The organism is Streptomyces swartbergensis, from assembly GCF_002148965.1.
GTDB lineage: Bacteria > Actinomycetota > Actinomycetes > Streptomycetales > Streptomycetaceae > Streptomyces > Streptomyces swartbergensis.
This window is the reverse complement of sequence record NZ_NGFN01000207.1, coordinates 1-15,420: the sequence shown is the minus strand read 5'-3', so window position 1 is coordinate 15,420 and position 15,420 is coordinate 1. Positions and strand designations below refer to the sequence as shown.

Here is a 15,420-nt window from a genome sequence, read left to right as displayed (position 1 = left end):
GGAAGCGGTGAACTCCCCAGGGGAGGGCGTTAGATTGGCTCGCGGACGGTCGACGGAGCAGCTGGTCAGGGGGCAAGGGCGATGGACAGCGACGGGACGCAGGAGGCGCGGGGTACGCATGCGAACCCGGTGCCGCGTCCGGCGGGACCGCCGGAGGTGCCCGCGGTGCCGCCGGACGGCCACAACGCGCCGCCGAACGGCCATGGCGCCCCGCCGGGCGTCTCCGCTGTGCCGCCCCGGCCGACCCGGGCGCCCGGGGTGCCCCCGATGCCGGACGGGTCCTCCTTCCTGACCTGGCTGCGCACGCCCCGGCCCGAGGCGCCGCCCGGCGTGTGGCGGTTCGGGCACCGGCCGCGGCCGGCGGAGCAGCCCGAGGAGATCCCCACCCGGCAGCTGCTGAGCGGGGCGCTGATCGCCTTCCTGGTGGGATGGCTGATCTGGTCGCTGCTCCAGAACGGCTACCTCGGCAACTGGTGGTGGGTGCCGTTCGACCTGATCGTTCCCGACGCCTGGCGCGGTGCCGACAGCGGCATCGGCGAGACCGGCACCTTCATCGTGTACCGGGGGTACGAGCTGCTCGTCGCCCTGGCGATCATGGTCGGGGTGAGCCGGCTCGGCCGCTGGGGCGAGGTGTGGCGCCGCTTCGTCGCCCCGCGCTTGCGTCGACCGGAGTCCCAGGAAGCGCAACCGGCCGCCCAGGACGATCCCGCCCAGTGGAACGAGCTCCGCGCCGCCGGAGCCGTCGACGCCGCCGAGCGGCTCGCCGCCGAGGCCCGTTCCGGGCTCATGGGGGACGTCGACCACGCCCGGATCCTCCGTGCCTGGCAGGGCGTGCGCACCGGACGGCACAGCCTCGCCACCTTCAGCTCCACCGTCCTGCGGGACGGCGCCGCCGCCTGCCTCCACCCCTCCGGGGAGCGCGACCTGCCGGTGCGCCTCGCGCGGCACGACCTGATGACCGGCCAGGTACGGCTGGGGACGACCGTGGACGACTCCCGCAACCCGTACACCTACCGCGGGGCGGGCCTGGGCCTCGGGCCCGACCTGCTCGGCACCTCGCTCGTGGCGGTCGGCCCCGCCGGCTCCGGAAAGACCGGCACCGTCGTGCGGCCCCTCGCCGAGTCGCTGTGTCTGCACGCTCTCGCCGGACGGGCCGCCGTGGTCGTGGTCGGGGCGGCGGGGGCCGGGCTCGGGCCGGCCGACGCGTATGACGTCGTCGTGCGGATCGGGAACCAGGAGTCCGAGTACGACCTGGATCTGTACGGGGGGACCGGCGACCCGGACGAGGCCGCGGCCGTGCTCGCCGAGGCGCTGGTGGGGGACCTCGCCGATCCGCACCCGGGCAGTGACAGCCGGCGTTCCACGACCGTGCTCGCCCAGCTGCTCGGGCCGTTCCGGGCCGTGCACGGGCGTTTTCCGTCCGTACCGGAGCTGCGGCAGCTCCTGGACGGGGCGCCGGGGCCGCTGGCCGCGCTGCGGCAGGGGCTTCAGGACGCCGGGCAGGAGTCGCTGCTGCGGGAACTGGACGCCCGGGAGCGGCAGATGGGGCAGCCGGGCGATGTCGGCGGGGTGCTCGCGGATCGGGTGGCCTTGCTGGACCGGCCGGCCTTCGCCTCCTTCTTCGACACCTCAGGGAGCACCCGGCCCTTCACCCTCAAGGCCCTCGACCACCCCGTGCGGGTGCGGATCGACCTGCCCGAGCGCGGGCACGCCGACGCCTCCCGGATGCTGGCGCGGCTGGTGCTCGCGCAGTTCACGGCGAGTGTCGCCGTACGGGAGGACCGGTCGCTGTTCGCCTGTCTGCTACTCGATGACGCGACCGGGGTGGTGACGCCCGAGGCCGTGCGCGGCATCCAGCGGCTGCGGTCCGGCAACGCCGGGGTCGTGCTGACCCTGCGGACGCTGGACGACGTGCCCCGGCCGCTGCGCGGGCCGCTGCTCGGGGCCACCGGCTGCCGGATGGCCCTGTCGGGGCTCACCCCGTGGGACGGGCAGGACTTCGCCGAGGTCTGGGGCAAGGAGTGGACCGAGGCCCGGGACGTCACCGACCGGCAGATCATCGCGGAGACGCCCGCGGGCAAGGCCGTGCACATGCTGCGCCGGGTGATCACCGGCAAGGCCCCGACCGCACGGGCGGTGACCGTGCGGCAGGTCGAGCGGGAGCGCTGGTCCGCGTCCGAGCTGGCGCACGGGGTGCCGGCCGGGCACGCGGTGCTGTCGCTGACCGACGTCAAGGGCGAGCACGCGCCGCCGCTGCTGGTGGATCTGCGGGGCTGACGGCTTCGGGGCGATGCCGGTACGCGGGGACCGTACGGTGAGGCAGAATCGTCACAGGTCGTTCATACGTGGCGGCCAAAAGCCCACAAAGATCACACACGTCCTGACGCAGACCTGAAGGCCTCATGCCCCCGACGCTCGCCTCGCTCGTCCACCACTCCGCGCTGAAACTCACTGTGCGGGCGGGCGGAGACCGCCTCGACGTGCCGGTCCGCTGGGCGCACGTCAGCGAGCTCGCCGACCCCGTGCCCTACATGGAGGGCGGGGAACTGCTGCTGATCACCGCGCTCAAGCTGGACGCCGAGGACCCGGAGGCCATGCGCCGCTACGTACGGCGGCTGGCCGGGGCCGGGGTGGTCGGGCTCGGCTTCGCCGTCGGCGTCAACTACGAGGAGATCCCCAAGGCGCTCGTCGACGCGGCGGAGGCGGAGGGCCTGCCGCTGCTGGAGGTGCCGCGCCGCACGCCGTTCCTCGCCATCAGCAAGGCCGTGTCCGCCGCGATCGCCGCCGACCAGTACCGGGCGGTCACGGCCGGGTTCGCCGCCCAGCGCGAGCTGACCAGGCAGGCGCAGACGGGCGGGCCCGAGGGGCTGCTGGCCGCGCTGGCCTCGCAGGTCGACGGATGGGCCGCGCTGTACGACGCCTCGGGCGCCGTCGTCGCCACGGCACCGGAGTGGGCCGGGCGGCGGGCCGCGCGGCTCACCGGCGACGTGCAGCGGCTCGGGGAGCGGCCCGCGCCCGCCTCGTCGGTGGCCGGCGGACCGGAGAACGAGGACCGGGTCGAACTGCACACCATCGGCACCGGCCGGCGTCCCCGGGCGGCCCTCGCCGTGGGCACGGCCGCCGCCCTCGGCACGGCCGAGCGCTACGCCCTCCACTCGRCCATCGCCCTGCTGACCCTGACCACGGAACGTTCCCGGTCCCTCCAGGCCGCCGAGCAGCGGATCGGCGCTGCGGTGCTGCGCATGCTGCTGGCCGGGGAACCGGACCACGCGCGCGCGGTCGCCGGGGACCTGTACGGCGGGTTGCTGGACGCGCCGTTCCGGATGCTGGTCGCGGAGCGGGTGCCGGTGTCGGCCTCGGCCGCGCTGGCCCGTGCCGAGGCCCGGACGGGCGCCCCGGCCGCCGACCGGCCCTCCGCCGCGGCGCTCGCCGCCGCCGACACGAACGGCGACCCCCTGGCGGCGCTCGCCGACGTCATGGAGTCCGCCGCGGCCCGGGCCGGCGAGGCCGTCCTCGTCGTGCCGGAGGGGGAGCGGCTGGTGGTGCTGGCCGCGGACGGCGGTGCCGCCGCGGCGGCCTGCGGGGAGTACGCGGCCGCCCTGGAGTCGGCCCGGGCCGGCGTGCGCGAGAAGGTGCCGGGCGGCGAGGAGGACGAGCTGGTCGTGGGCCTGTCGGCGCCGGCCGGGCCCATCGCCGCGTCCGCCGCGTACAAGCAGGCCGAGCAGGCGCTGTCGGTGGCGCGGCGGCGCGGTCGCGTCCTCGTGGAGCACGAGCAGGTGGCGGCCGGATCCGTGCTGCCGCTGCTGGCGGACGACGCGGTACGGGCCTTCGCCGACGGGATGCTGCGGCCGCTGTACGAGCACGACGCCACGGGCCGCGGCGACCTCGTCGCCTCCCTGCGCGCCTGGCTGTCCCGGCACGGCCAGTGGGACGCGGCGGCGGCCGACCTCGGCGTCCACCGCCACACCCTCCGCTACCGCATGCGCCGGGTCGAGGAGATCCTCGGCCGCTCCCTGGACGACGCCGACGCGCGGATGGAGCTCTGGCTCGCCCTGAAGGCGACCTCCACGGACTGAGGGCCCGTGTGCCAAACCGTAGTGTCCCCGGCCGCCACTGCTACGCCCCGGACAAACGACCTTCGGCCACCCCACCCCTACCGTTGGACTCGCAGCACAGGACCACCCCCAACGCCGAAGGGCCGGAACCACCATGACTTCCACCCACGCCTTCTGGCTCGCCGGCCGTGAGGCCACCGGCGAGGACACCTTCGACGTCACCTCCCCGTGGGACGGCCGGCTCGTCGGCAAGGTGAGCGTGCCGACGGACGCGCAGGTCGAGGAGGCCGTGGCCGCCGCGTACGCCGTGCGGGACGAGTTCGCCGCCACCCCCGCCCATGTCCGCGCCGCCGTCCTGGACCACGTCAGCAGGCGCCTCGCCGAGCGCACCGAGGAGATCGCGCGGCTGATCTCCGCCGAGAACGGCAAGCCGCTCAAGTGGGCGCGCGGCGAGGTCGGCCGGGCCGTGTCCGTCTTCCGGTTCGCGGCCGAGGAGGCCCGGAGGTTCAACGGCGGCGAGGCCCAGCGGCTCGACACCGACCTCGGCGGCCAGGGTCGGCTCGCCCTCACCCGCCGCTTCCCGAAGGGCGTCGTGCTCGGTATCGCGCCCTTCAACTTCCCGCTGAACCTCTGCGCCCACAAGGTCGCCCCGGCCATCGCCGCCGGCGCCCCGATCATCCTCAAGCCCGCCCCGGCGACCCCGCTGTCGGGCCTGGTCATCGGCGAGCTGCTGGCCGAGACCGAACTGCCGGCGGGCTCCTGGAGCATCCTGCCCGTCGCCAACGACAAGATGCCCGCCCTGGTGCAGGACGAGCGCCTGCCCGTGATCTCCTTCACCGGCTCCGAGAAGGTCGGCTACGCGATCATGGACTCGGTGCCGCGCAAGCACTGCACCCTGGAGCTGGGCGGCAACGGCGCGGCCGTCGTGCTCGCCGACTGGGCGAGCGACGAGGACCTCGATTGGGCGGCGAACCGCATCGCCACCTTCTCCAACTACCAGGGCGGCCAGTCCTGCATCTCCGTCCAGCGGGTCATCGCCGACGCCTCCGTGTACGACCGGCTGCTGCCGCGCATCGTCGCCGCCGTCGAGGCCCAGGTCACCGGCGACCCGAGCGACGACACGACCGACGTCGGACCGCTGGTCAGCGAGGACGCCGCCAAGCGCGTGGAGACGTGGGTCCAGGAGGCGGTCGACGCCGGTGCCGCGCTGCTCACCGGCGGCAAGTGCGACGGCGCCTCCTACGCGCCGACCGTGCTGGCCGACGTACCGGCAGACGTCACCCTCTCCTGCGAGGAGGTCTTCGGACCGGTCCTCACCGTGCAGAAGGTGAACGGCGAGGCCGAGGCCTTCGCCGCCGTCAACGACTCCAAGTACGGCCTCCAGGCGGGCGTCTTCACCCACGACCTGCAGACCGCCTTCCGGGCCCACCGCGCATTGGAGGTCGGCGGCGTCGTCGTCGGCGACGTCCCGTCCTACCGCGCCGACCAGATGCCGTACGGCGGCGTCAAGCAGTCCGGCGTGGGCCGTGAGGGAGTGCGGTTCGCCATGGAGGACTACACGTACGAGCGCGTGATGGTGCTCACCGGCCTCGCCCTCTGACGCCTGGACACTAGCTCATGGGAACCATTTTCATATAGGCTGGGCGAAGAGGCCCGGCACCGATGCCTTCCGGTGCCGGGCCCCTTCTTTGTGCCGGCCTGCTCCGGACCCTCAACCGGAGAAGCCGACGTGCGCGAGCCGCAGCGGGCCGCGCAGTCTCAGGTGCAGGTCGTGCACGTCGTGCACGCCCGCGGCGGCGACGGACGCGCCGAGCGAGACGTAGTCGTACTGGCCCGATGTGGGTGTGGCCGTCGACAGCACCGCGAGCGCCGGCCCGCCGTCGAGGGACAGCTCGACCGCGCCCTCACCGGCCACCTCCACCGTCACGCCGGAGATGCCCGGCCCGAAGTCGCAGGCGCGGTAGACCAGTTCACCCGCCGTCCCGTCCGCCGGCGTCACCGCGTCGCCCGACACCTTCGTACGGTCGACGATCTCGATGCCGCTCTGCTCGTCGAAGCCGGCCGCGGCCAGACCGTCCGCGACGACCGCGCGCGGCAGGGCGGGCTCGCCGTCGAGCGTGACGGTCGTGCGCAGCCGGACGTCCTCGCTGGAGGCCCCGGCCAGCAGCTCGTAGGCGCCCGGCTCCAGACGCCACCGGTCCTGCGCCACGTCCCAGAAGTCGAAGGCGGACAGGGGGACCTGGAAACCCAGCTCCGCCGTCGCCCCGGGGGCGAGGGTGACGCGGCGGTGGTCCAGCAGCTCGCGGCGCGGACGCGGGACGGACGGGTCGAGGGCCCGGGTGTAGAGCTGGGCGACCTCGTCGGCGGTGACGTCACCGGTGTTGGTGACCGTGAAGGAGACGTGCACCGACCCGTCCTCCACCCGGGCCGTCAGGCCGTCGTACGCGAACGAGGTGTACGACAGGCCGTGCCCGAAGGGGAACAGGGGAGTGCCCTCGAAGTACAGGTACGTCTGCCGGCTCCCGATCAGGTCGTAGTCGAGGAGGCCGGGCAGGTCGGCGTCGTCGGCGTACCAGGTCTGCGGGAGGCGGCCGGCGGGGGAGACGTCGCCGGCCAGCACGCGGGCCAGGGCGGTGCCCGCCGCCTGGCCGCCGTGTGCGGTCCACAGCACGGCCGGGACGTCCGCCGGGTCGATCGCGTACGGGTACGCCGAGACCAGCGTCAGCACGGTCGCGGGGTTCGCCGCGCGTGCGGCCCGCAGCAGCCGCTCCTGGTGCCCGGGCAGCCGCAGGGTCGTACGGTCCTCGGTCTCGCGGCCGTTGATGTGCGGGTCGTTGCCCGCCACCACGACGACCACGTCGGCCTGCGCGGCGGCACGCGCCACCGCCTCCTCGCCGCGCTCGGTGACGACCAGCTCGAAGACCTCGGGATCTTCGTCGGCAACCTTCACGCCGTCGGCGGAGACAGACACATGGCGACCCGTTCCCAGGTGCTTCAGGAGGTGCCCGTTCTCGTGCGGTTCCAGACGGAACGTCTCCTGGACGATCCAGCCGCCCGGCTGGTCGGCGGAGGCCCGGACGTAGCCGTCGTCGGCGACCGAGAGGTAGCGGCCGTCGGGCGCGCGCAGGGTCAGCACGTCCTCGCCCCAGTCGACCAGCGCCAGTTCGGTGCCGGCCGCGTCGGTGGTGAGCGCGGGCAGGTCGGTGCGGCCCGCGAGCAGCGCCGGGTCGAGCGCGCCCTCGCCGCCGCGCACCTCGTCGGCGGCGTCCTCGGTCACCGGTACGTGCAGGAAGGTGCCCGCGGAGGTCTTCAGCCGGACCCGGTCCACGCCCTCCGCGAACTCCACCCGCTCGGCGCCGAACCGCTCGTACAGGCCCTCCAGCGGGGTCGAGCGGTGGATGAGCGTGCCGCTGTACCAGTCGAGCTTGCACTCGTCCGCGAGCAGCCCGACCACCGCGACCCGGGTGTCCGGGGCGAGCGGCAGCAGCCCGTCGTTCTTCAGCAGCACGACGGCCTGCTCGGCGGCCTCCTGCGCGAGGGCACGGTGCGCCGGGGTGTCGAACTCGCTGGTGGCGTCGTGCGGGTCGTACTCCGGGTCGAACTCGCCGAGCCGGAAGCGGACCGAGAGCTGGCGGCGCACGGCCGTGTCGACGTCGGCCTCGGTCAGCAGCCCGCGCTCCAGGGCGCCGCGCAGACGCCCGATCATCTGCGAGGAGTCCGTGCCGTGGTCCGTGAAGCTGTCGACGCCCGCCACGAGGGAGGCCGCGGTGGCCTCCTCGTGCGTGTCGAAGTAGTGCTCGGAGTCGACCAGGTTGCTCGGCGCGCCCGCGTCCGAGCAGACCAGCAGGTCCTCGTCGGTCCAGGCGCGCAAGTGCTCGCCCAGGTACGGGGAGACGTGGTTGGGGCGGCCGTTGACCAGGTTGTACGCCGGCATCACCCCGGCCACCGCCCCCGCCTCGACGGTCTCGCGGAAGGCCTTCAGGTCGTACTCGTGCAGCACGCGCGGGCGCACCGAGCTCGACGTCGTGGACCGGTCCGTCTCGTTGTTGTGGGCGAGCCAGTGCTTCAGCACGGGCGCGGTGCGCCAGTAGGTCGGGTGGTCGCCGCGCAGGCCGTGCGTGTAGGCCGTGGCGATCGCCGAGGTGAGCTTGGGGTCCTCCGAGTAGCCCTCCTCGTTGCGGCCCCACAGGGGGTGGCGCAGCAGGTTGACGGTCGGCGCCCAGACGTTGAGGCCGACGCGGTCGTCCTTGGCGCGCAGCGCGCGGATCTCCTTGGACACCGCGTCGCCGACGCGCCGCACCAGCTCCGGGTTCCAGGTGGCGCCCAGACCGACAGCCTGCGGGAACACCGTCGCCGGGCCCATCCACGCCACGCCGTGCAGGGCCTCCTGGCCGGTGCGGAAGGCGGCGATGCCCAGCCGTTCGACGGCGGGCGCGAACTGGTGCAGGAAGGCGATCTTCTCCGCCGGCGTGAGCCGCGACAGGAGGTCGTCGATCCGCTTCGCGAACGGCAGACGCGGATCGCGGAACTGCGGACTGGGCGGCGTGTGTGCGGTCACGTGGGTTTCCCTCTGGGATGGAGCGGCAGGGCCCTTTCGAAGCGCTTCGATGCTCATTCGACGTGGGGGTGGGTGTCAAGACACCCCGTTGCAACAACTCCGGCCTTTCAGTGGTGTTGCAAGCGGCATACGCCTCACATCACGCTTGTGCACACGCCGGAGGAATCTTGGAATCGCCCCTTGTGCGCCCCTGGGTGTTCACTTAACCTCGCAGCAACATCGAAGCGCTTCGACTGTGAAGTCCGCCACCCGGTGGTGCGCACTCCTCGTCACGCGTCGGAGTACCGCTTCGGCTCAGCCAGTTCCACTCGAGACACCGCAGCCGACGGCCCACCGCCGGGTGTCCTGGTGCGCCATGAAGGGTTGACGCAATGACGCCGAACGCCGCCTCCGCCTCCTCCGGACCGAGCCGGAGAAGTTTCCTCGCCTCCACGGCGGTCGCCACCGCAGCGGTGGCGGGAGGGATGCCGCTGCTTGCCGCGTGTGGCGGGTCGGACGGTGGGGCGCGGGACGGCACCACGTCGGGCAAGGACGCGAAGAAGATCCTGCCGGCGTATGTGGCGAGCAACGTGGTGAAACCGGACATCCCTGCCAAGAACGGCTCGGCCATCGGCTTCACCAGCAAGCTGGACCTCTCCACCCTGAAGACCTCGGTCTCGAAGAAGCTCGGCAAGGGCGGCAAGGTCACGGTCATGGCGCCGTTCTGGGGCTCGCCGCCGAAGCAGAACAACGCCTACTACACGGCGATGAACGACCTGATCGGCGTCGACGTCGTCTGGCAGAACCAGGACGGCAACACCTACGACCAGAAGCTCGGCGCGGTCCTCGCCTCCAGCGACGTCCCGGACGTGGTGGTCGTCCCCGGGTGGAACATGGGCGGCAAGATACCCAGCGCCATCATCAGCAAGTTCGCCGACCTCGGCCCCTACCTGTCCGGGGACAAGGTCAAGGAGTACCCGAACCTCGCGGCGATCCCGACCGACGCCTGGCAGCGCTCCATCTTCGGCGGCAAGCTGCGCGGTCTGCCTATGCCGGCGCCGTCCGCCCCCTCCATGGTGCCTCTGTACCGGCAGGACATCTTCGAGAAGGAGGGCTACGAAGTCCCGAGGTCCTGCGACGAGTTCATGGCCCTGGCCAAGGAGATCACCAACGCCAAGGCCAGGCGGTGGGCCTGCCTGGACATGAAGTGGACCGCCTTCCAGGCCTTCGGTGTGCTCTCGGGTGCCGAGAAGCCGCTCGGCTGGAACCTCGTCGACGGCAAGCTCGTCAACCGCATCGAGACCGAGGAGTTCCTCGAGGCGCTGGAGTGGTCCCGCAAGCTCTTCGCCGCCGGGGTCGTCCACCCCGACTCCAAGATGGGCAAGAACGCCCCCGACCCGGGCCCCAAGTTCGCGGCGGGCGAGTTCCTGATCTACCCCAACAACATCTCCCAATGGTGGGGCCGCACCGCTGAACAGGCAACTCAGAACCCGGACTTCAAGATCTGGGGCATGGACGTCTGGGGCCACGACGGCGGCAACCCCACCCTGTGGGCCGAACAGCCCGCCGGCATCTTCGCCTTCGTCAACAAAAAGGCCTCCGAGTCGGTCATCCGCGACGTGCTGGCCGTCGCCAACGTCACCGCGGCGCCGTACGGCACCAAGGAATACATGATGACCAACTACGGCATCGAAGGCACCCACTACACCGTCAAGGACGGCGTCCCCGTCAAGACCGACAAGGGCAACATCGAGGTGATGAACGCCTACGTCATGGTCGCGAGCCCCGCCGCGACCCTCGCGCACCCCGACTTCCCCGAGGTCGCCAAGGGCCAGGTCGAGTGGCAGCAGCGAATGGGCGCCTTCGCCAAGAAGTCCTCCTTCTGGGGCATGCAGATAACCGAGCCCGCCCGGTACACCAACCTCTCCAACGACGCCGAGCAGCTCGAGGACGACATCGTCCGCGGCCGGAAGAAGATCAGCGACATGCAGCAGTTCGTCTCCGACTGGAAGAGCAAGGGCGGCGACAAGCTGCGCGACTGGTACCAGAAGCTTCTCGACGAGAACGGCTCGGCGGCGAGCTGACCAGGATCTGAGGCAAGGAGAACAGCCGTGTCGCACAGCACGGTGCCTCGGAGCGATGCCGAGGCCAGCACGTCGGCGAAGACCCCGGTTGCGTCCGGCGACGCCACCGGCGGCGGGGAGGAACGGGGCTCGGGCAAACTGAGCCTCCGGCACCGGTTCCGACGCGACCGCGTCCTGGTCCTCATGACGCTGCCGGCCGTCCTGCTGGTGCTGGTCTTCAACTACCTGCCCATCCTCGGCAACGTCGTCGCCTTCCAGGACTACGACCCCTACGTCAGCGACAACGGCATCATCTCCATCCTGAACAGTCCCTTCGTGGGCTTGGAGAACTTCCAGCGGATCTTCGAGGACTCGGCCTTCTGGAACGCCGTCGAGAACACGCTGGTGCTGTTCTTCGTCCAGCTCGTGCTGTTCTTCCCGATCCCGGTCCTGCTCGCCCTGCTCATCAACAGCGTGGTCCGGCCCCGCGTGCGGGCCGTCGCGCAGGCGGTGCTCTACCTGCCGCACTTCTTCTCGTGGGTGCTGGTCATCGCCGTCTTCCAGCAGATGTTCGGCGGCGCGGGGATGCTCTCTCAGCTGCTGCGGCAGAACGGGTACAACGGCATCGACATCATGACCAACCCGGACACCTTCCCCTTCCTGCTCACGGCGCAAAGCGTGTGGAAGGACGCCGGGTGGGGGATCATCGTCTTCCTCGCCGCCCTGGCGTCGGTCAGCCCGGACCTGTACGAGGCCGCCGCGATGGACGGTGCCGGACGCTGGCGCCGCATGTGGCACGTCACGCTTCCCGCCCTGCGCCCGGTGATCGCCCTCCTGCTCGTGCTGCGCGTCGGCGACGCCCTGACCGTCGGGTTCGAGCAGATCCTGCTGCAACGCGACGCCGTCGGACCGGGTGCGGGAGAGGTCCTCGACACCTTCGTGTGGTGGAACGGCGTGCGCAACCAGGACTTCAGCTACGCGGCCGCCGCAGGTCTCATCAAGGGCGTGGTCAGCATCGGCCTGGTCCTCGCCGCGAACAAGGTGGCCCATCTCATGGGCGAGCAGGGGGTGTACAAGAAATGACGTCCGTGATGTGGGAGCCGCGGCAGGGCACCGAAACGGCTCCGCGGCAGAAGGCAGTCCGCTGGTGGCAGGCCCCGCCCCGCCAAGCGTGGGAGGAGAAGCCATCAAAGGCCGGCCTCGCGGGCAAGGGCATCGCCCTGTCGTTCGCCTGCCTGGCGATCCTCTTCCCGCTGTGGATCGTGATCGTCACCAGCCTCTCCTCGCGGAAGACCATCGACGAGGCGGGCGGCCTGGTGCTGGTGCCCAAGGGCATCACCTTCATCGCGTACCAGGAACTGCTCAGCGGCGGCCAGGTCACCCGCGCCGCGATCATCAGCATCCTCGTCACCCTGGTCGGCACGCTGTTCTCCATGGCGGTGTCCGTGCTGTGCGCCTACGGCCTCTCCCGCAGCGGATCGCTCGGCCACCGCTGGATCCTGATGACGCTGCTGGCGACCATGTTCTTCAGCGCCGGCCTCATCCCTACGTACCTGCTCGTGCAGTCCCTCGGCCTGACGGACAGCTATCTCGCGCTGATCCTGCCGAGCGCGATCAGCGTCTTCAACATCCTGGTGCTGCGCGGCTTCTTCATGGGAATCTCGCAGGAACTCATCGACAGCGCGCGCATCGACGGTGCCGGGGACTTCCGCATCCTCCGGCAGATCGTCATGCCGCTGTCGCGGGCCGTCCTCGCGGTGATCACGCTGTTCTACGCCGTCGGGTACTGGAGTGCCTGGTTCAACGCGTCGATCTACCTGAACGACCAGGACATGATGCCGTTGCAGAACGTCATGATCCAGCTCGTGCAGAAGCAGGAAGCGCCGGTCGGCCTGGGCCAGGCCATCAAGACCGGTCAGTTGTCGGGGCTGGCGGTGCAGATGGCGGTCATGGTGATGGCCCTGCTGCCGGTCGCCGTCCTGTCGCCCTTCGTCCAGCGGCACTTCAAGAAGGGCATGCTCACCGGCGCGGTGAAGGGCTGACGCCCTTACCTGGTTCGCGCCGTAGGACTGTCGGTCGCTCGTTGTCTGCGGCTGCTTTGTGGCTGGTCGCGCCCACGCGGCGGTAGCCGCACAGTCAACACAGCCCCGCGCCCCTGAGGCTTCTCCTCAACTCCCCTCTTGCCAAAAACGAGGTAGGTCATGAGCATGTTTCACCTCAGCAGACGTTCCGTGCTGGCCGGGACCGCCGCCACCGCCGCGGTCGCCGCTCTCCCGGTCCTCCAGGGGCATGCCCAGGCCGCCGTCCCCGCCGCAGCCGGTGCCTACCGCTGGCGCAACGCCGTCCAGGGCGGCACCGGATTCATCAGCGGCGTCCTCTTCCACCCCTCCGTCCGCGGCCTCGCCTACGCCCGTACCGACATCGGCGGCGCCTACCGCTGGGACGACCGGACCGACCGGTGGATCCCGCTGACCGACCACCTCGGCTGGGACGACTGGAACCTCCTCGGCGTCGAGGCCATGGCCGTCGACCCGGCCCATCCGAACCGGCTGTACCTCGCCCTGGGCACGTACACCCAGTCCTGGGCCGGCAACGGGGCCGTGCTGCGGTCGGAGGACCGAGGCGCGACCTGGAAGCGCACCGACCTCACCGTGAAGCTCGGGGCCAACGAGGACGGGCGCGGCTGCGGGGAGCGGCTGCTGGTCGACCCGCGGGACAGTGACACGCTGTGGCTCGGCACCCGGCACGACGGACTGCTCAAGTCGACCGACAGGGGCGCCACTTGGCAGGCCGTGAGCTTCCCGGCCGCCCCCAGCGCCACCGGCCAGGGCATCACCCTCCTCGTCGCCGCGGGCCGTACGGTCTACGCCGGCTGGGGCGACTCCGACGGCACCTCCGCGAACCTCTACAGAACCGCCGACGGCACCACCTGGAAGGCCGTCCCCGGGCAGCCCACCGGCGCCGCCGCGAAGGTGCCGATCCGCGCCGCGTTCGACCGGCACACGCGCGAGCTGTACGTGACGTACGCCAACGCCCCCGGCCCGAACGGCCAGTCCGACGGCAGTGTGCACAAGCTGCGTACGACCAGCGGGAAGTGGACCGAGGTCACGCCCGTGAAGCCCGGCGGGCCGACGAGCGACGGCGGGACCGACTCCTTCGGGTACGGCGGTGTCGCCGTCGACGCCCGTCGCCCCGGCACGGTCGTCGTCTCCACCAACAACCGCTGGTCGCTCATCGACACCCTCTACCGGTCCACCGACGGCGGCCGCACCTGGACCTCCCTGAAGGACAAGGCCGTCCTCGACGTCTCCGAGACGCCGTACCTCAAGTGGGGCGCCGACAAGCCCAAGTTCGGCTGGTGGATCCAGGCCGTGGGCCTCGACCCGTTCGACTCCGGGCACATCGTCTACGGCACCGGCGCGACCCTCTACGGCACCCGCGACCTCAAGAACTGGGCCCCGCAGATCCGCGGTCTGGAGGAGGCGTCCATACGGCAGCTGATCTCCCCTCCGGTCGGAGAGGCGCACCTGATCAGCGGGTCCGGGGACATCGGCGTGATGTACCACGAGCGGCTCACGGCGTCCCCCTCGCGCGGCATGGCGTCGAACCCGGTGTTCGGCACGTCGACGGGGCTCGCGCTGGCCGCGGCCAAGCCGTCGTACGTCGTGCGGGCAGGCTGGGGCGACCACGGCAACGGCGCCTGGTCGGACGACGGCGGCAAGACGTGGATGCCCTTCACGTCCCAGCCGTCCATGGCCAAGTCCGCGCCGGGCCCGATCACCACCAACGCCGACGGCAGCGTGCTGCTGTGGTCCTTCGGCACGGGCGACCCGGGCTTCCGCTCGGCGGACAACGGCGAATCGTGGTCGGAGGTCGCCTCCTTCCCGAAGGGAGCCGCCCCGGTGGCGGACCCCGTGGACCCGACCCGCTTCTACGCCTTCGACACCACCACCGGCACGCTCTTCACCAGTACCGACAGCGGCCGGACCTTCACCGCGCGGGCCACCGGCCTGAACACGGGCGACACCGAGTTCCAGCTGGCCGCAGCGCCGGGCCGCTCCGGCGACCTGTGGCTGAGCCTGAAGTGGAACGGGCTGTACCGCTCCACGGACGGCGGTGCCACCTTCACCAAGGTCGGCAGCTGCTGGGCGTCGTACACGCTCGGCTTCGGCAAGGCCGCCGAGGGCGCCTCCTACCCGGCGGTCTACATGGTCGGCTCCACCGAGACCATCACCGCTGTCTACCGCTCCGACGACGAGGCCAAGACCTGGACGCGGATCAACGACGACCAGCACCAGTGGGGCTGGATCGGCGCTGCCATCGCCGGTGACCCGCGCGTCTACGGCCGCGTCTACATCGCCACCAACGGGCGCGGAGTGCAGTACGGGGAGCCCGCCTGATGGCCGAGAGGAAACGGCCCGGCCTGAGCGACGCCACCCGGGGGCGTCTCCTCTTCGGCGGCGACTACAACCCGGAGCAGTGGCCGGAGGAGACCTGGCACGAGGACGTCCGGCTGATGAAGGACGCCGGCGTCAACACCGTCACCCTCGGCGTGTTCTCCTGGTCGAAGCTCGAACCCGAGCCCGGCGCGCGGGAGTTCCGCTGGCTGGACACACTGATGGACCTGATGCACGAGAACGGCATCGGTGTCGTCCTCGCAACCCCCACCTCCTCGCCCCCGCCCTGGATGGGCCGGCTGCACCCCGACACTCGCAACCCCCACCTCCTCGCCCCCGCCCTGGATGGGCCGGCTGCACCCCGACAC

At 71.6% G+C, this 15,420-nt stretch carries 9 protein-coding genes; 8 read left to right on the top strand and 1 reads right to left on the bottom strand.

Translation table 11 applies throughout. The features are described 5' to 3' along the window. The first annotated feature begins 81 nt into the window (after positions 1–81). From CA983_RS27810 to CA983_RS27800, 3 genes are all read left to right on the top strand, one after another. Positions 82–2,277, top strand: a complete 2,196-nt coding sequence (locus CA983_RS27810) for an ATP-binding protein (RefSeq protein WP_086603583.1) — start codon at positions 82–84, stop codon at positions 2,275–2,277. A 125-nt stretch (positions 2,278–2,402) separates the two neighbouring features. Next, the gene (locus tag CA983_RS27805; protein ID WP_086603582.1) at positions 2,403–4,076 is read left to right on the top strand and encodes a PucR family transcriptional regulator; all 1,674 of its coding nucleotides are present in this window, start codon (positions 2,403–2,405) and stop codon (positions 4,074–4,076) included. A 133-nt stretch (positions 4,077–4,209) separates the two neighbouring features. Continuing rightward, complete coding sequence (locus CA983_RS27800; RefSeq protein ID WP_086603581.1) at positions 4,210–5,655, top strand: aldehyde dehydrogenase family protein; 1,446 nt, start codon at positions 4,210–4,212, stop codon at positions 5,653–5,655. A 111-nt stretch (positions 5,656–5,766) separates the two neighbouring features. Here CA983_RS27800 and CA983_RS27795 read toward each other — a convergent pair whose 3' ends face one another. Beyond that, positions 5,767–8,613: a glycoside hydrolase family 3 protein gene (locus CA983_RS27795; RefSeq protein ID WP_086603580.1), complete on the bottom strand. Its 2,847-nt coding sequence runs from the start codon at positions 8,611–8,613 to the stop codon at positions 5,767–5,769. A gap of 371 nt (positions 8,614–8,984) precedes the next feature. Here CA983_RS27795 and CA983_RS27785 point away from each other — a divergent pair, with 371 nt between their 5' ends. The 5 genes from CA983_RS27785 to CA983_RS27765 all read left to right on the top strand — a co-directional run. Continuing rightward, a complete protein-coding gene (locus CA983_RS27785) occupies positions 8,985–10,676 on the top strand; it encodes an extracellular solute-binding protein (protein ID WP_086603579.1) in 1,692 nt (563 codons plus the stop codon). Between the two features lie 27 nt (positions 10,677–10,703). Then, positions 10,704–11,738 carry an ABC transporter permease gene (locus CA983_RS27780; RefSeq protein ID WP_086603578.1) on the top strand — a complete coding sequence of 345 codons (1,035 nt, stop codon included), beginning with the start codon at positions 10,704–10,706 and terminating at the stop codon, positions 11,736–11,738. Positions 11,739–11,746: 8 nt separating this feature from the next. After that, on the top strand, positions 11,747–12,697 hold the full coding sequence (locus tag CA983_RS27775; protein WP_167407480.1) for a carbohydrate ABC transporter permease: 951 nt from the start codon (positions 11,747–11,749) through the stop codon (positions 12,695–12,697). Between the two features lie 159 nt (positions 12,698–12,856). Next, positions 12,857–15,055 carry a sialidase family protein gene (locus CA983_RS27770; RefSeq protein ID WP_086603576.1) on the top strand — a complete coding sequence of 733 codons (2,199 nt, stop codon included), beginning with the start codon at positions 12,857–12,859 and terminating at the stop codon, positions 15,053–15,055. Next, on the top strand, positions 15,055–15,420 hold a 366-nt coding region (locus CA983_RS27765; protein ID WP_208637058.1), incomplete at its 3' end, for a beta-galactosidase. The genes CA983_RS27770 and CA983_RS27765, both read left to right, overlap by 1 nt.